This is a genomic window from Paenibacillus radicis (ex Xue et al. 2023) (genome assembly GCF_024722015.1).
Taxonomy (GTDB): domain Bacteria; phylum Bacillota; class Bacilli; order Paenibacillales; family NBRC-103111; genus Paenibacillus_S.
The window spans coordinates 33,442-51,374 of record NZ_JANQBD010000032.1 but is presented as its reverse complement, the minus strand read 5'-3'; the positions used below and the strand labels follow the sequence as shown (position 1 = coordinate 51,374).

The 17,933-nt window shown below is 46.5% G+C and carries 13 protein-coding genes; all 13 read right to left on the bottom strand.

The features are described 5' to 3' along the window. Positions 1-30 precede the first annotated feature (30 nt). The 13 genes from NV381_RS32010 to NV381_RS31950 all read right to left on the bottom strand — a co-directional run bounded on the left by NV381_RS32010 (position 31) and on the right by NV381_RS31950 (position 17,875). Complete coding sequence (locus NV381_RS32010; RefSeq protein ID WP_258217372.1) at positions 31-1,560, bottom strand: sulfatase; 1,530 nt, start codon at positions 1,558-1,560, stop codon at positions 31-33. Positions 1,561-1,603: 43 nt separating this feature from the next. Beyond that, positions 1,604-3,025, bottom strand: coding sequence for a sulfatase family protein (locus tag NV381_RS32005; protein WP_258217371.1), 1,422 nt, complete (start codon positions 3,023-3,025; stop codon positions 1,604-1,606). Between the two features lie 21 nt (positions 3,026-3,046). Continuing rightward, entirely contained in the window at positions 3,047-4,315 is a 1,269-nt protein-coding gene (locus NV381_RS32000) for a sulfatase (protein ID WP_258217370.1), read from the bottom strand. Between the two features lie 22 nt (positions 4,316-4,337). Then, positions 4,338-5,210 (bottom strand): carbohydrate ABC transporter permease, encoded by an 873-nt coding sequence (locus tag NV381_RS31995; RefSeq protein WP_258217369.1) that lies wholly within the window; start codon positions 5,208-5,210, stop codon positions 4,338-4,340. 3 nt (positions 5,211-5,213) lie between these two features. Further along, positions 5,214-6,179: an ABC transporter permease gene (locus tag NV381_RS31990; protein ID WP_258217368.1), complete on the bottom strand. Its 966-nt coding sequence runs from the start codon at positions 6,177-6,179 to the stop codon at positions 5,214-5,216. After that, positions 6,160-7,716 (bottom strand): extracellular solute-binding protein, encoded by a 1,557-nt coding sequence (locus NV381_RS31985; protein ID WP_258217367.1) that lies wholly within the window; start codon positions 7,714-7,716, stop codon positions 6,160-6,162. The genes NV381_RS31990 and NV381_RS31985 overlap by 20 nt, the downstream gene beginning before the upstream one ends. Positions 7,717-8,193: 477 nt before the next feature. Further along, positions 8,194-10,473: a helix-turn-helix domain-containing protein gene (locus tag NV381_RS31980; RefSeq protein WP_258217366.1), complete on the bottom strand. Its 2,280-nt coding sequence runs from the start codon at positions 10,471-10,473 to the stop codon at positions 8,194-8,196. Positions 10,474-10,890: 417 nt separating this feature from the next. Beyond that, positions 10,891-11,274, bottom strand: a complete 384-nt coding sequence (locus tag NV381_RS31975) for a retropepsin-like aspartic protease (RefSeq protein ID WP_258217365.1) — start codon at positions 11,272-11,274, stop codon at positions 10,891-10,893. Then, complete coding sequence (locus NV381_RS31970; RefSeq protein ID WP_258217364.1) at positions 11,271-11,528, bottom strand: hypothetical protein; 258 nt, start codon at positions 11,526-11,528, stop codon at positions 11,271-11,273. Before NV381_RS31970 ends, NV381_RS31975 begins: the two co-directional genes overlap by 4 nt. Before the next feature lie 78 nt (positions 11,529-11,606). Beyond that, on the bottom strand, positions 11,607-14,369 hold the full coding sequence (locus NV381_RS31965; RefSeq protein WP_258217363.1) for an MGH1-like glycoside hydrolase domain-containing protein: 2,763 nt from the start codon (positions 14,367-14,369) through the stop codon (positions 11,607-11,609). 56 nt (positions 14,370-14,425) lie between these two features. Beyond that, positions 14,426-15,982 (bottom strand): extracellular solute-binding protein, encoded by a 1,557-nt coding sequence (locus NV381_RS31960; protein WP_258217362.1) that lies wholly within the window; start codon positions 15,980-15,982, stop codon positions 14,426-14,428. A gap of 38 nt (positions 15,983-16,020) precedes the next feature. Then, positions 16,021-16,890 carry a carbohydrate ABC transporter permease gene (locus NV381_RS31955; protein WP_258217361.1) on the bottom strand — a complete coding sequence of 290 codons (870 nt, stop codon included), beginning with the start codon at positions 16,888-16,890 and terminating at the stop codon, positions 16,021-16,023. A 22-nt stretch (positions 16,891-16,912) separates the two neighbouring features. Continuing rightward, positions 16,913-17,875, bottom strand: a complete 963-nt coding sequence (locus tag NV381_RS31950) for an ABC transporter permease (protein WP_258217360.1) — start codon at positions 17,873-17,875, stop codon at positions 16,913-16,915. Positions 17,876-17,933: the final 58 nt, after the last annotated feature.

Sequence of the window (17,933 nt, the reverse complement as noted above, 5' to 3'; positions counted from 1 at the left end):
AAACGGATGAAATTTCCCCTGCTGCTGTCGTTATCTGGTTTCCAGAACCCTGCCAAGAAGCTCGGGGTACGAGTCGTCCCCATCTCCAACTTCGGTCTTCATTTCAAACAGTTGCTCTTTGAGTCGTTGTGCCACATTGGCGTAAGCCGGATTGTCATAAACATTGGCAAGCTCCTCCCGATCGTTTCGCAAATCATAGAGTTCCCAGCTAGCCGGCGTTGGCTCCGGCAGAGCATCGGACGCATCCAGCGGCAGCCCGTAGAAAAAGATCAGCTTGTATTCCTTTGTGCGGATTCCGTAGTGGGCGGGGTTATCGTGATGGGCCATATGCATCCAATAGCGATAATAAACCTTGTTCGGCCAATCATCCGGGGTTTGTCCTTCGATTACCTTGCGGAAGCTGCGTCCCTGCATATTGGCAGCGGCATCCAATCCTGCGTAATCAAGCAAAGTCGGCGCAAAATCAACGTTGGTCACAATATCCTCGACGATACTGCCCGGTTTAATCTCCTGCGGATATTTTATTAGCATAGGCATTTGCAGCGATTCCTCGAAAATCCATCGTTTGTCGATATAGTCGTGCTCACCTAGAAACATTCCTTGGTCGGATGTATAAATGACGATGGTATTTTCCGCCAACCCTTCTTTGTCCAAATAATCCAGCAATCTTCCTACATTGTCGTCAATTCCTTTGACTACCCTAAGGTAATCTTTCAAATATTTTTGATAGGCGGCTTTTGTCCGCCCAACAGCGTCCAAACCTTCCAAATTCAGCGGTCCGGTCGGATACCCCGAACGGCTCATCGTTGTAACCGCGTTGCGCCGCGGATTTTTTTCAGATACGGTAGTACCGTACTCCCGCGATCCTGCGGAGCGGTGACCCTTATCCTCCCACAAGCTTTCCGGTTCCGGTATTTCCACATCGTCAAACAATCTCTCATAACGGGGATGATACTCAAAATCGTCATGCGGCGCTTTGTGATGGCACATCAGCATGAACGGTTTGCCCTGGTCCCTTTGCTCCAGCCAGCTTACACATTTATCTGTGATCAAATCCGTTACATATCCCTCGTGTTTTTGGCCGAAATGTCCGTAATTTTTGACCTTGGACCAATCCTCCTGTTGGTCCATAAATCGTTCCACCGCCTCCCAATCGGTCGTTTGATCCAAAAAATAGGGAGAAAAGTATTCTCCCTGTCCCGGCAATATTTCATAGTAATCGAAGCCTTGAGGCACTCCGTGTAAGTGCCATTTGCCTACCAACGCGGTTTGATAGCCGCCCGCTTGCATTCGTTTCGGGTATGTGTCCAGCTCCGGATCGAGGGCGTCGCTAAGCGTTTTAACCCCATGCTTATGCGGATACAGCCCCGTTATTATCGAAGCCCGGCTCGGTGAGCAGATGGCGTTGGTGCAGAAGCAGCTTTTTAATACGGCTCCTTCTTTCCCGATCCGGTCAAGGTTAGGCGTTTGGAAAACCTTAGCGATCCTGGAGCCGTAAATGCTGATCGCATTTGCACAATGATCATCGGACATGATGTACACAATATTCGGCTTACTCATAAAACAAACTCTCCTTTCTTAACGATTCTCAATGAGGACTACTTTATACCTTCACGGGTCTGCTGCGTCCGTCAGCTTTTAACTGTTCAAGAAGCTGTTTCAAATCGTGTACAATTTCCGGATACTGGCCGAACAAATTGCGCTTCTCGCTCACATCTTCTTCCATGTTGTATAACTGCCCAGGATATTCATCCAACTGCTGCCATTCCGGGAAGTCGTAGGTGTTGCCGCCCGATCCCGTACAGTCGATATATTTCCACTTTCCGTGCCTGATCGCCAGACTACCGTCAAAGGAATGATGGATAATTGCCGCGCGTTCCCCGACTTTATCCGGTTCGTTATGCAAATAATTCAGAAAGCCGAAGCTGTCTTCCCCCGCATCATGCGGCAGCTCAGCTCCGATCATCTCCGCGCACGTGGCCATCACGTCCGTCAGGCAGATCGGTTTATCGCACACAGACCCCTCGGGAACGGTTCCTTCCCACTTTGCAATAAAAGGCATCCTATGACCGCCGTCCCATAAATCACGTTTCATCCCTTTCAAATGTCCGGAAGGATAATGCCCGAAGTCTTCTCTCAAATGCAGCGTAATACTTTCCGCACCATTGTCGCTGGTTACAATAAACAATGTATTGTTTGCGATGCCGCACTTTTCAAGAGTTTCCATAATACGTCCCACTGCCCCGTCGGTTTGTCGCACAAAATCCCCATAACTGCCGGCACCGCTGCTGCCCTTGAAATCGTCTGTAGGCACTACGGGAGTATGCGGCGAATTGACTGGAAAATACAAGAAGAAGGGCTCCCCGGTTCCGCTTCTTTGCTCTATAAATTGCACGGCTTCATGGGTAATGTCCGGAAGCACGTTTTCATCCTTGAATCCCGGCGCGATCCAACCGTCCCGATTGCGGAAATAAGGCCGACGGTCTCGTTCTCTTTTATTTAGTGGCACATCCGTAAACCTATTGTTGCGGATATATACATAAGGAGACATGTCGAGAGAAGCGCTGATTCCGAAATAATAATCGAAGCCGGCGCCGATCGGACCTCCCTCGATTTCCGCCTCCCAATCTATCGTATCGCCTTCGTTTTGATTGGCCGGCACTCCGTCCGTTGTCTTGAATGTCATGCCGAGGTGCCACTTTCCTATACATCCCGTATAATAGCCGGCCTGTTTAAGCAGCTTGGGCAGCGTCGTTCTTTCCGGTTCTACAAGGTCGGAATCATATCCGAATAAAACCCCTGCTTTCATCGGGGTCCTCCAGCAGTATCGTCCCGTCAATAACGCATACCTGGATGGCGTGCATACAGCCGAGCTAGTATGGGCATCAGTGAATCTCATGCCTTCGGAAGCCATTTGGTCCATAAAGGGCGTATCAATTTTCGAATCGGGATTACAGCATTTTACATCCCCGTACCCCAGATCGTCTGCCAGCATAATTACGATGTTCGGTCGATTCGTGTTCAAACGGTTAGCCTCCTTATCATTCTATAACCTGTCTTTATGCACATCTTGAATCCATTCGTTTAGCTTCTGATGGAGCTCACTCACCAATTCAGGGCATTGTTCGGCCTTGTTGTACTGCTCGTTCAAGTCGTTGGAGAGATCATACAGTCCGATACCGCCATCAAGTCCTTTCGCATGTAGAACCAGCTTCCAGTTTCCTTCACGCACGGCATGCTGGTTGCCGTTTTCCCAAAACAATGTTCTTGGGGCGACCGGTTTACTATCCAGCAGCAGCGCAGCAATACTGACCCCATCCAAACGAAGGCCATGCGGAATATCCCTACTACACAGCTCCAGAACAGTAGGCATGATATCGATGGATATAACAGGTTCGTCACAGAGGGTCCCCGGCTTAATGTGTCCTGACCACCGGACAATCGCAGGCACCCGGTGACCACCTTCCCATAGTTCATTTTTGTACCCACGCAATGGCCCGTTAGACCCGATAGGTACACCGCCGTTATCCGAGAAAAAAATAATTAACGTGTTCTCGTCCAAATCGTTCTGTTTCAGTGCTTCTATGATGTCTCCAATCCCTTTATCCATCTCTTCGACCATTTCGCGATAAGCTTCCTTCTGATCCTCCCGGCTTCCATAAGCGGGGAAAGTACCTCCTACCGTACGGTCGGCCTTGTCATTAGGTCCCTGGTAAGGATAATGCGGAGCTTCGTGAGCAACGTAGAGTAGAAAAGGGCGATGCTTATGTTCATGAATAAAATCGACAGAATGTTTCGTAACTAAATGAGTGACATAACCCGGTTCTTCGACTAACGTATCTCCTTCCCACCAATCGGAACAACCGGTTTGATCCACGTGAGAGATATAGTCCACATTGCCGGCCACATAACCTATAAATTTGTCAAAGCCATGCCGAACCGGATTAAATTTCGTATCGTATCCCAAATGCCATTTGCCGAAAACTGCGGTGGCGTAACCTTCGCCTTTCAACAATTTGCTCAGCGTAATCTCATGCGGCTGCAAGCCCAGATGGCGATGTGCCGCCGCAGTAATCACTCCGTCAATGCCCGACCTTTGCTGATAACGGCCGGTTAATAGGCCAGCCCGTGTCGGACTGCATACGGCTCCGCTCGAGTGGAAATCGGTGAATTTCAACCCTTCGGCCGCAAGGCTGTCGATATTCGGAGTGTTAATCCAGCCGCCATAACAGCTGGGGTCGCCATAACCCATATCATCAGCGACAATAATGATAATATTCGGCCTTCCTTTTGTATCCGCTTCCACCACAAGCATGACCACCCTTCTTCTTCAGACATTATCCTTTGACGGAACCAAGCAACAGCCCTTTGGCGAAATGCTTTTGCAAAAAAGGGTAAATCATTAATATCGGCACCGTAGACACAATGATAATCGCATTTTTAATCGTCTCGGATGGGGGAATCGCTTCTTCGCTGCTCGACTGGTCGAAAGCTCCGGAAGAAAGGATGACGATTTGCCGGAGCAAAACCTGGATCGGCCATTTTTTCGAATCATTGATGAACATGATGGCATGAAAGAAAGAATTCCAGTGATATACCGCATAAAACAAGGCGAAGCTGGCGAGCGCCGGCGCTGACAGCGGCAGCACGATGCGGATCAATATCTGCAGTTCATTGCAGCCATCCATCTTCGCGGATTCTTCAATACCATCCGGAAGCTGCTGAAAAAAGTTTTTCATAATAATTAGATAAAAAGGGCTTATGGCAAAAGGAATAACAAGCGACCAGAAAGAATCCAGCAGTCCCATCGTTTTTACGACAAGAAACAGGGGAATGATTCCACCGTTAAAAAGCATCGTAAACAATACCATAAGCAGAATGGCCCGCCTGCCTTTTAAGTCTTTTCCCGCCAGGGGGTACGCCATCAATGAAGTGAACACAAGATTTACTCCGGTTCCTACGACGGTGATCAGAATGCTGAAGATTAAACTTCTCACTGTCGTTGACGATGAGAATATAAACTTATAAGCATCCAGTGAATACTGTGTCGGTATCAAAACGACGCTTTTGCTAAGTGCCTGCTCTGTGGATGCGAAAGAGGATAGGAGGATGTATACAAAAGGCAGCAGTGTCAGCAAGGCCATCGCGGTTAAACAGACGTAAATAAATAGATCAAGCAGCCGGGGGGACAAGCTCTTGTCATCAATCATTTGCTAGTATACACCTTCTTCCCCTAGTTTCTTGGCAAGGTAATTCGCTCCGGCCACCAAGATTAAACCGATCACAGACTTAAACAGTCCGACGGCTGTGCTGTAGCTAAAACGTCCTTGTTGAATCCCCATCCGGTATACGTACGTTTCAAACACTTCGCCTATCTCGCGGTTCATCGCATTAAGACTTAGAAAGATTTGTTCAAAACCGGTGTCCAGGAAGTGTCCGAGCCTCAAAATAAGTAGAACCACGATCGTGCTGCGGATGGCCGGAAGCGTAATATGCCACAACTGCCGCATTCTGCCTGCTCCATCCATCCGTGCTGCTTCATACAATTGGGGATCGACCCCGGCAAGTGCCGCCAAAAAGATGATCGTTCCCCATCCCGTATCCTTCCAGATCACCTCGAACATCATCATCGGACGAAACCAGCTGGCGCTTACGAGTAAATTCAATTTTTGACCGAACATTCTCGCAATAAGTTCGTTGATCACTCCACCTTCTGTCGTAAAAAACACATACGCCATTCCTATAACGACAACCCATGAAACAAAGTGAGGGATATAGATGACTGTCTGAACGAATCGTTTAAACACGGCTGTTCTCACTTCATTCAGCATTAAAGCGACAATAATCGGCACAGGAAAATAAAAGACGAGATTGTATACCGCTAAAATGGCTGTATTGCGAAAGAGCTGCCAAAACGATGCATCCGAAAAAAACGTGTGGAAATGTTCCAAACCGACCCAAGGGCTGTGAAATAACCCAAGAAAAGGCTGGTAATTCTGAAATGCGATGATGACTCCCCACATGGGGAAATACTTAAAGATGATGAAGTATAAAACACCTGGCAGCAGCATGAAGTAAGACCACTTTTTTTTGATCACATAACGGAGGAGACTGCTTCCTGCATTCCCTCGATAAGCCGCATACGGCTGCAGCGACTGACTATTTGCCGATTTTCGCATACTGGTCCGCATACTCCTTAATCAGTTTATCCCCGTTGCTGCTGCGCCACTTCTGAATAGCATCGCTCCAGCCCTTTTCATCCAGTTCCCCCATAATGTACTTGGTCCGAGCATCGTCAATAATTTTGGGATCAACCACGGTTTTGGACGTAAAAGGGATGGATAAATCATTGACCATTTTCAATTCTTTATCGGTAACTACCTTGGCAATTTCCGTGTCATAAGGATTCAAGCCAGCCGTAACTCGGTCCGTTATGCCGTCAGCGACCATGATCCATCTAAGCGGCACAATATCGTTCGTAAACGCTTTTGCATCCACTACTGAGGTTTTGCCGTTATCCGTCTTGAAATGCTTGCCTTCGATCCCTAAGCTAACCAGTTTTTTCATATCGTCATCGCACATTTTATCAAAGAAGGACAAAATCTTTTTTAGCTGCGCTTCCGTTTTCACGCTGCTTTTCGGAATCATAAATTCTCCGTTGAAGCCTGACCCGACAGGGTTTCTGTTTTCCCCGGATGGCCCTTTCATCCTGTCGAACAAAGTTAACTTGGCTTTAGGATCCGCTTCGGTTAACGGGTTATATTGCCCATTAGTCAATTGGGCGAAAGCTCCGGCATATAAGCCGCCTTTGCCTTTATTTATGTAATCGATCAGCTGATTTTGCGTGACCACGGCAAAGTCTTCGTTGACGAGCTTTTCCTTATACAGCTTTCTCATAAAATTCATCGCGTCCACATATTCCTTGGTCATGAAATCGGGAGTAACTTTACCGTCGATCACACCCCAGTTGTTCGGTGCGTCCATCCACACTTTGACTCGGTGAAAAGTGCTTCCGTCGCTGGACTCTACGAGACCTACCGTATCGGGTTTGCCGTTTTTATCCGGATCGTTATTTTTGAATGCCTTGATCATTTCGTAATATTCATCGAGCGTCGTCGGGATTTTTAAGCCAAGATTATCCAGCCAGTCCTTTCTAACAATGATTGTGGATTCGTTATTGCTTCTGAGCGACGGAATGCTGTAAATTTTCCCATCAAAAGCTACGTTGTAAAAAGCTTCCTTACTGATCGTTTTCGATAAGTTTGGATAATCTTTAATATACGGCCCCAATTCCCAGAAAGCGCCGGCGCGAACCGCATCGACAAAGTTGTCCAGCTTGGTGTTGCCTCGTCTTGGAACGAGGATGACATTGGGAAGATTTCCGGAAGCGAGCGTCGTGTTTACTTTTTCCTCGTAAGACGGATTCGGAGCCCAATTGATTTTCAGCTTGGTGTTCGTATGTTGTTCAATGATTTTGAGAGCTTCGTCCGCGGTTGGCGGCTGCGCGCTATAGTACTTTAAGAGAAAACTGATTTCTGTCGGGCCTTTATCTTCGCTTTTGGCGTTGTCTGAAGCTCCTGCGGCAGGCGCATCCTTCGAGCTGCACCCGGTTAAAGCTATGGATACACCAAATGTGGATGCGAGCAGAATCATCATCCCTTTTCTGACTTTATGACGATATTTCGCCTGTTCGCCGGTCTGTAAAGAAAATTTCATAAAATAGCACACCTTCCCAATTGTTATATTTTTCATAGAGAGAACTCGTATCCCGCTTAAACCCTAAATAACGCAAAAAGGAGCCTCTGACAAAATCCCATGAGTCTCCAGCGGTCTGGTGGACTAGCCTATATTTTTCTTACTAACCAGATCGGAATTATATTACATTAACATTCGAGCGAGGGTCAGTCAATAAATTTTTGAGTTCCCAAGACTGTCTGTCGGACACAGCTGCTAATTACAAACCGCAAAAATTTTGTGATACTCTGAATAGAAAGTTAGGCATTTGCTAAAACCTTGATTTTACGCCGTACGACTATTTCATACGCTATCCCCCCGATGTGTACTGGTTTGAAAAGCTTCGGGAAGCTCTCTTACCCACAGGTTATACAACAAGGATGTTATCCGTCTACAATCCGAAGGGAACTTGCTTAAGCTGTGAATGGTATCAATCATTAGGGAGCTAAGGGCATATCATTAGGGAACTTGGGTACCATAGTTTCGTTCGTTTTGTTCTTTAAATTCGCTTGGGGACACGCCAACCATCCTTCGGAAGGAGCGGCTAAAATTTTGCAGGTTGCTGAATCTTAATTTTTCCGCAATTTCGGAGATGGTCATATCGGTTTCAAGCAGCCATTCCTTCGCTTTTTTCAAACGGTACTGCGACAAATATTCACTGAAATTGCTGCCTGTGTCCTGCCTGAAAACTCTTTTTATGTAATTGGGGTGGTAATTTAAACGTACGGCGCAAGATTCTAGCGTAAGGTCTTTGTCATAATCCTCATGAATGATCTCGATGATCAAATCTGATATTTTTTTATTCAGTATATATTTGCGCCTGGCCATAATACGGACGATTGGCAGTATGATGCTATGCAGAAACCATTGCTCAGTGTCCGGTACGGTTTTCAAAGCAAACAGTTGATCGAACATCGATTTTTTTCCGTCGTGCAGCGCGGGGAAATATTCTCCTGTTTTCAAAATTTCCTTGATCAATTCAGTGAGCAGTCCTGCCAGCAAAATTTGATATTGTTTATAAGTAATATTTTTCTCTGCCATCGTTTGGATGCAGCTTGTCAGCAATCGCCTGGCCATCGCTTCATCGGCGAGCTTCACGGCATCGATTAATTCTTTGACCCATTTTTCCGGGAACGAAAACCGGCTCTCATCCTCAGGCTGGACGTCCCCAATAAACAAAATAGATCCGGCGCCGACCCGAAATTTGTATTTTAAAGCCTCAAGAGCTTCCTCCAAAGCAGTCGGAGCATCCATTAAACTTGCGAATATGCGGCTCATGCCTACACTTATTTTTAAATCCAGAAACTGGGCAACCTGACTCTGCAAAAGCTCGGAAAACACATAAGGCTCTTGTCTAAAATGATCTGCAGTCAAGTGATCCCCACCGAGCAGGACGACGACTGTCTTCCGGGTTACCATCGAATGAAAAAGCTTGCTTTCCGGAATGATTTCGCCGACCATGTTATGAATGGCAAACAATAGAAGATCCAAATCCTTTTCCGTATAACGCGTTTGATGCAGATCGTCAATTTCCGTGGCAATGACCGACATATGTTTCCATGGCCCGGAAAAGCCGTACAACGCGATCTTATGTTGAATTTCCTCGTGTTTTATTTTGCCGTCCAATAAATGAAGTACAAAAAAATCTTTGAGCTGAGGAAGCTGTCTTTCGTTTCGCAACATCCATTCAGATTGGCCATGCAGTAGCGAGCTGAACCGGTTCGTAATAATTTGAAATTCATCCTTCAAGTTTTCGGGCTCAGGGCCTCTGGCGGATCGGATCGCTGATTGATAAAGTTTTAGAATCGGGGTATACATCCTGCGGGAAATAAACAAGGAGATGAACAAATTTAACAGAAAGATGCCGACGCAAGTCCATAATGTAATCCAGCCAATCGCTCTGGAATCGCTCAGAATCGTTTGGACAGGCGTTCTCGTAATATAAATCCAACCATTGTAGTCCGATTTGCGAAAATGGACCGCTTCCTCCGATGACTCCGATTTTATCGACAAATATCCGGAGTCTCCGGCAAATGCCGTCAATTCCTTAGCCAATAATGTGTCCGATAGATCGCTTCCCTCCGGCGTATTCCTTTTGTCCGACAGTACCCTGTAGCTTTTGTCCAAAATCATAATGTCGCCTAGCTCATTGTTACTTTTTATCAATTTATTTAAATTAGCATATGGAATTTTTACGATGAGGAATGAATAATGCGCGGCGAAGTCGGTTGGCAGCTTTTTGAGATATTTAATACCTCCAGTGTATCGATCGCTCAAGTCGTCCGTATCCAAAGTCCACGATGTATTTATCATGATCTGTTCATATTTCCGCTTTTCATCAGCATCCAAACTTTGCAGCCCGTTGTTGTTAATAAGCCATCCCTTTTCAAAATTAACCAAATAAATATCTTGAATCGGCAGATCAATCGTCTGAAGTTTCTTCAGTTCTTTATAAAACTGAAAAAAGACATCAAATTGACGGAAAGTAACATTTTGCTCCAAGCTATCGTTTAGCAATTGAGAGTTGCTGAATTGCACGACCGAATGCTCGATCGTCTTCAGTGTCTGTTCTACCCTCATCTGATTTTGCAGCAATATTTGTTCGTTTGCTTTATAGATTTTATCCTCAACGGACGAGGTAAGTTTAATATAAGAGTATAAGCCTAATGTGATTACAGGGAAAATACTAAGAAACAAACTAAACAGGATTAATTTAAAAAAGAACTTTGGAAAGCGCATTCAAAATCACCCCGAAAGTTTATTTAAGCTGCATTTGATTCATTTATCCCAAGAAACCGCTTCGATTCAAATAAATAATACCATGTATTCACATCGCTTGATATCTTTTCGGATTATGTTCTTATCCTCAATAATTTTATCTCATTCACCCAACCGTAATTTATTTATAGGTGATAAAGTAGCTTATTGTGGATCAAAAAGTGTGATAGTAACCAGTAGTCTTAGACTGATTATATAGACCATGTCGTGCAAGCATAAGCAGAATTTTTTTGTCTACTGCTGTTAAATGAGGCTGCACTTCAACTTAGCGCATAAAAAAGGAAAACCCGCTCCAAGAGCGGGTTTTTGAATGGAAACGAACCGTTGTATGGCAAATCTACAATTCGCCGACGCGTGATTAAACCATGGAAGATATTATCAATCATTGGATTTGACTATCATGAGCTTCGTATCAATCACAATTCCTGCTGCCTCCATAAAATCAAAACCAATAATTCCATCAATGTCGATACCGTAATCCATACTTCCAATCTGTACTGGAAAAAGCTCTATACTAAAGTTACCGAAATGAATCGCATCCAGACTCTTTGTATAAACATACTCAATCCCGCCAACCCCTCGGATCGAGTCAACGGCATCATTCCCTTCAGGTATTACCCCAATATCCCGAACCAGATCAGCATTAAAGAGCGTACCTGCCGAACCTGTATCCAAAAGTACTTTACTCAGAAATAATTCATTTCCATTATAAATAACCGTAACGCTTACAAATGGAAGTCCGTGCTCCACATTAATGTTCATCTGGGGCCACGTACTCCTATATAACGTTCACGTGCAACCAGCTCGGGTCTAGAAGTATGAAAAAAACAATACTCACGATGAGGTTCTTCACGATGTAATTCACTATAACGACGCATAGCTTCTGTGGAATCGTTAAACGTGTTAATAACATTAACCTCTTCTATATATCGGTGTCCTTCTTTTGAATATGCCTTCGTCGCTTCCAGCACTACCCACTCATCAGGAAACCGCTCTTGCACCTCTACCCAAAGCATCAGACCACCTCCAATTGAATATGTCTTCATCATTATATCATAAATAAAACTTCATCAGACAAGGACCGGATGACCGATTCAAGCCGAAGTAACCCTCAGCCTCCCGCTGCTTTCCCCAGGCAATCGAATATCCAGCACACCATCCTCAGCGGATTGGAAATCCACAGGGTTCCCGTTCCAAGTTACCTTGTAGCTGCCGCCTGCTTTCATGCAAGCCAAAAGCGAATGAGTACTATCGGCTGTACCAAAATAGCGAATTTCGGCGGTAAGCTCCGAATTATCCACGCTAAACTCCTTGTGCTCCAGCCAAACATCGTAGCCGCAGGTGAGTGTCCCTGGTCGGTGATAGGCGGCAAACCAGCTCAGCACCGGGGCGGAAAGTCCACCGAAGTGATGCCACCCTGCTCCTCTTCCGGATTGGACGATGAAATGCTCATAGCAGTTATATGTCTCGCCTGTCTCCGTCTTCCATAGCTCAAGCGCCGTGCGGGCGATCCTATGTGCCGGTTCGCTGTAGCCCAGGCTGAGCAGCATTTTCCAGTAAAACCATTGATGCGGCATCCAGACGGCGCCATTCCAATAGCCGTCCTTCTTATAATAAGCAGCGCTCTGATCAACAGCTGTTAAGCCGATAGGGCTCCATAAACGACTGCTGTCGGATATATATCCAAGTAGACGATGCTCTTGTTCGGGATTGCATATACCCGCTACGAGCGGATAAGCTCCATCGAGCCCCATATTGTAGTTTTGCCCGCTCTCATGGCGCAGCAATCCATTCGGTTGCCCCTTCGTATCGTGCATAATATAACCGAAATAACCGCTCTCTTCATCCCATGCATAATCCTGGATTGCTTTTCCAAAAAGAGCTATGTCTCCCTCATATTCCGCAACGTCCTCTTCAAGTCCTCCTATTGCTGCTGCCGCCATTTTTAAAATTTTGGCAATACGGATGGCATGGCTTGTGTTTGACACTGGAGCCGCTTCAGCCGTCAACCGGCTTCGATGAACTTCAACCTGAGGAGCATAGTCATCCCAGCCACCGGAATTATAGAAATAATCCCATGTCTTCAGCAGGCCCGAGGATAATACTCTTGTGGTTGAGCTCCCAAGCTTGCCTGCATAGAACAGATAGTACTGCCTAAGCCTTGGATAGAAATAATTCAACAGCTCTTTGGATTGTGTCTTATTCCAAAGCTCCAGAAACAAATAATGCTGTACAGGAACCATACTGCCATGGTGAATGAACGCGGCATGCGGATCTCCTGGCTCAGTAACGTAAGCATTTAAACATTCCACCGCCCGCTCCATGTCAAGTTCTGCCAGACCGATCCCGATAAACCCGGAATCCCAAGTGTACAGGCTGTCCCACCAACGCCCTGGAGTACTGTGACGAATATAAGAGCGCTTTGTATAAACCGGATAGACAATATTCATAGCGAGTGTTGCTTCCATCAATTGTTGGCTCAAACGGTACGGCTCGCCGGACGGATTGTACGTCTTCCTCATGGCCTGCAAAGATTGCTCCTTCAACGATGCGAAAGCCGTCTCACATCGCTTCGGATCAATCAGATTGGAGGAAAGCTGCCGCTCCACCTCGTCCTTGCTTCCGCTGCAAACCATTCCATGTATAAGCTTGCTGGAACGCGGAGCCAAAGGAATCGGTCTCAAATATACATTGGTGAAATGGCCCCGCCCTTCTCCCTTAAATACAGAACTAGTATGATGATGCACATTGTGACGCATAAAACGATCGAGCTCATCACAATGGAACTCCCGCACCTCGTAGTCCTCATAAACCCAGAGCAGCCCATAATAGTGATCGATTCCCTCATATTTCAGCAGCAGACTGTTCGGAACTGGCCCCTGGATCATTTGTGGATGCGCCTCGTCCGACTCAGGTATAAATCGCACTTGATCAATCCTATTTTGATCTGCAATGACAAACCCGTCAAACTCCGCTGAGACGGTGAAAGCACTACTCCTGCTGTAGTTGCTACTGCCACCAGCGTTATTATTGCCATCGTAACTACCTTCACCAGCAGTAAAAATAAGCTCATGATGCCCTGCCTCAATCACTCCTAAGCTTACACTCGCTTCAGCCAGCTCACCTGTCCCGGTAAGCTCTATGGAAGCATCAATCACACCGCCAAGCCGCATACTTAAATGCTGCCCTTCCTTCATTCGGAAGCGCAGCAGAAGCACAGCTTGCTCCATCGGCTTGGCAGCCACAACCGTGTAGGAAACCCGGTCCCCCGGTTCTCTCCCGAAACGGAGCGCAGAGCCTCCGACTAATCCTTGACCGCGTGCTTCGCCGCGAAAAAAGCCGTCGTATACCAGATTGTCACTCGGCTGCGGCGTTGCGTAGGATAACGCCGCATAGTCCAGTGCATCTGTCCACAATGCTCCCTCCGGAAGCTCCGGGCGGACTGTCCGCAGCAGTTCTCCATGACCACGCACCTGCGGGAAATGCATCGAGGCCATGTAATGCAGCACAACATTCTGCTCAGCTTCGGTCCGGTTGACGAATTCACACCGGACCAGCCTTGCGTTCTGTGACATCTCGGCATAGGTAATATCCGTATAAACCTGATCCTTCCATTCCAGCTCATGCCTATGCGTAAACCAGCTAAGATCAGGTGACGCTTCCCATGGATGGTAGCCCGACTCCCACATCACATTCGGTACGTCTACCTTTCGGCGGTAAAAACCTGGGAATACGCTCAAATCAAAGCGTAAGCCTCTGTCAGCGTCCGCAATATGGGAAATACCTATGTATTTCTTCGTGTACGGTCCCCATAATGGGAGCTGCTTCAAATCATGCGTTCCAACCAAATGCTCCATGTTCACCACTCCTTAACGAAATAGGCATTGCATAGAGCAATGCCTACTCCAACTATTTATTTATGTGTGCTCTTATACCAGTCGGTCGCTTCTTTAATAATTTGATCCCCACCGCGTTTTTTCCAGTCCTCGACAAACTTATCGAACGCATCCGGTGATTCCTTGCCGGTTATGACTTTTGCAGCCAGCTCCAGCCAGAGGCCGTCTCTTGAGAGCTCCGGACGAGCTTGTGCAGTCGGCAGCGCCGGCATACCCAGACCATCGTTTTTGCGGCCTTCCTTGGCAGCCACATCCATCGCTCTCATTACAAGATCGCCGGATGGACGATTTTTCATAAATTCAGCATCACTCAAGTGGGAAGGCCCTACCATGCGCAGCCAGGTCAGATGCATTTCTTCTCTATAGATGTCTTCCTGCTTCTCCGGATATTTGTACTTCATCTTTCCGCCCTCTAGCGTATAGTCGTCTCCTTCTATCCCGTAGGTAAGAAACTTTTGAGCTTCATCCGAGTAAAACCAATCCAGAAATTTTATAGCATTTTCCGGATTTTTCGTTGTTTTCGGGATGACCCATACGCTGCCGCCAACGGCGGAGCTGATGCCTAAGCCCCCTTTACCGTCAGGTCCAACAGGCGCCGGAATGATTTCCAATTGAGCCGTTGGTGTCCCTGTCCTTACCTCAGCTGCCCATTTATCCGCTAATCTAGGACCGTGGATCCATAAACCAACAATCCCCTGACCTTTAATTTTCGCATCCCAATCCTTAGGCTTTTGCACGAATACTTCATTGTCCAGCAGCTTTTGTTCATAAAGCGTCCGGTAAACCGCCAATGCATCCTTCATCTTCGGTCGGATCAGGTTCGGAATCAGCTGTCCGTTCTCAAACTTCCAGTCTGCCGGTATGACATCGTAAGCTCCGAAGAATGCCTCGGTAAATGCCAGCTTCTCCCGTCCGGAGAATGGAATCTCATCTTGCTTTCCGTTACCGTTCGGATCCTTGTCTTTAAACGCTTTCAACATTTCGATATATTCGTCTACCGTTTTCGGCGGCTTCAGCCCAAGCTTATCCAGCCAATCCTTACGGACCATCATAACGTTGCCGTTAGGCGTCGCATTTACTGTAGGAATACCGTATATTTTACCGTCTTTGCTGACGGAGGCGAAATCCCATGATTCCTTCGGGATGTTCTTTTTCAAATTGGGTCCGTACTTGTCAATCAACTCGTTCAGCGGAATTAATACGCCCGTATCGATAGCCGGAGCCACTTCAGGCTTATTAATGCCATGTGTTTGCAGCAAGTCCGGCAGCTCGCCACCGGCAAACAGCAACGTCAGCTTTTGATCAAATTCACGGTGCGGAATTAGCTCCAGGGTCACATCGGTTTTAGAAATTTCACGGAGCTTTTTCGTATACTTGTCTTCATTAATATTCGCGGAGCCCTCAATATATTGCAGCCCTTCCGTACCAATTCCTACCTTCAGCTTAACCGGCTTGCTGTCCGTCTTTCCTTGCGGATTAGTTTGACCCTTAGTATCGCCGCCTGATGAGCAGCCAGCCAAAGTCCCTGCAGCCAAAGCTGCGGATAATGCAAGCATCGTCATTTTTTTTCTCATGTGACCCTTCTCCTTTATAATTATAATAGAATTCTATATCAACCTTTCACTGACCCCAGCATCGCACCTTTTATAAAATGCTTTTGAATCAGCGGGTAAACCAACAAAATCGGGATAGTAGCAACCATAATCGTTGCCATTTTAATGCCTTCCATCGATTGCAGCGTCACGTTCACGCTTTGCATAAGCGCTTCGGTATCACTGTCAACGAGTAGCTGGCGAAGCTTTACCTGAAGAGGAAACAAGCTGGGATCCCGGATGTACATAATTGCGCTGAAGTAGCCGTTCCAATGACCAACCGCATAGAACAATCCAACGGTGCTTAAGGATGGAAGCGACAGCGGGAGCACGATACTCCACCAGGTCCGGTACTCATCGCAGCCGTCAATACGAGCAGCCTCAACAAGTCCATCAGGTATCTCACGGAAAAAGGAAATCATAATGATCAAATTGAAAGCGCTTATCGTTCCGGGAATAATAAGAGCCCACAGCGAATTGAGCATCCCTAAGGATTTGATGAGCAAATAACCGGGAATCAATGGAACTTGAAAAATCATCGTGAAAACGATCAGCAGCAAAATGAAGGAACGGCCCTTCAGCTCATTTTTGGACAATCCATAGGCCATCAGTGAGGTAAAAAACAGATTGAAAACCGTTCCGCCCACTGTCAGCAGCATCGTCACACCAAAGGATTTCCATATGGCCGCGTTCTGGAGAACGGCTTCGTAATTAATCAACGTCCACTCTACCGGAAAAATACTAACCCGGCCTTGAGATATTGCATTTCCACTGCTCAATGAACCTGCAAAAATATGTAAAAAAGGAAGCAGCATAGCTAAACCGGTAAAGGTAAGAAACAAATAGTTGCCATAAATAAACGCACGGCGTGAAGCATTTTCCTTGATCAAAGTACCGCTCTCCTTTCTGTAATCAATAAATCGAATTTCCGGTTGTTTTCTTGCTTAATTGGTTCGCTCCAACAACCAGAATGACACCGACAAGTGATTTGAATAATCCGATAGCCGTTGTGTAGCTATACTGCCCGCCCAAGAGACCAATGCGGTAAATGTAAGTATCTATAATCTCGCCCGTCTCCGTCACGAGAGGATTCAGCAGCATATAAATCTGCTCAAAGCCAAGGTCAAGCACGTTGCCGACTCTTAACAGCAGCAGCACCATAATAGTCGGCAGGAGTGAGGGCAGTGTAATGCTGAAAGCTTGCTTCAGCTTACCCGCTCCATCGACTTCAGCAGCTTCATACAGCTCTGGGTTGATGCCCGCTAGTGCTGCAAGGTAAATGATCGTACCCCAGCCCACTTCCTTCCATATGGCAGAGATAACGACGATCGAACGGAAATAGCCGGGCTCCTGCATAAAAAATACCGGTTCCTTGCCCATCCACCTCAGAATGTCATTAACCATCCCTGAGCTTGGTGACAAGAAGTTGATGACAAGCCCTCCAACAATGACCCAAGACAGGAAATGCGGAAGGTAGAGAACGGTTTGTATCGTGCGTTTAAAAAACATCCGGCGAACTTCATTCATCAGCATAGCCAGAGCGATAGGAGCCGGAAACCCCAATACGATTTGATAAATACTAATCAGCAGCGTATTCTTCAGCACTCTCAGAAATTCGGGATACGTAAACAGATTGTAAAAATGCTTAAGCCCGACGAGCTTGCTGCCAAAAATTCCATTAAACACGTTGTAATCCTGAAATGCGATAACTACGCCGGTAAGTGGAATATATTTGAATAAAACAAAATAAATCAGCCCAGGAAGCACCATCGAATAAATTTGCCAATGTTTGTACCAATACGGCTTTCGCTTCGAGACTGTGACCGGAATGGAGACTGCTGGTTCCGGTGCTGTGCTATTCTTTCTTAACTCCATTATTTCTCTCCCTCCCCTTCACACTGTTTATTGTAACCGCTGTCATTCCGAACGACCA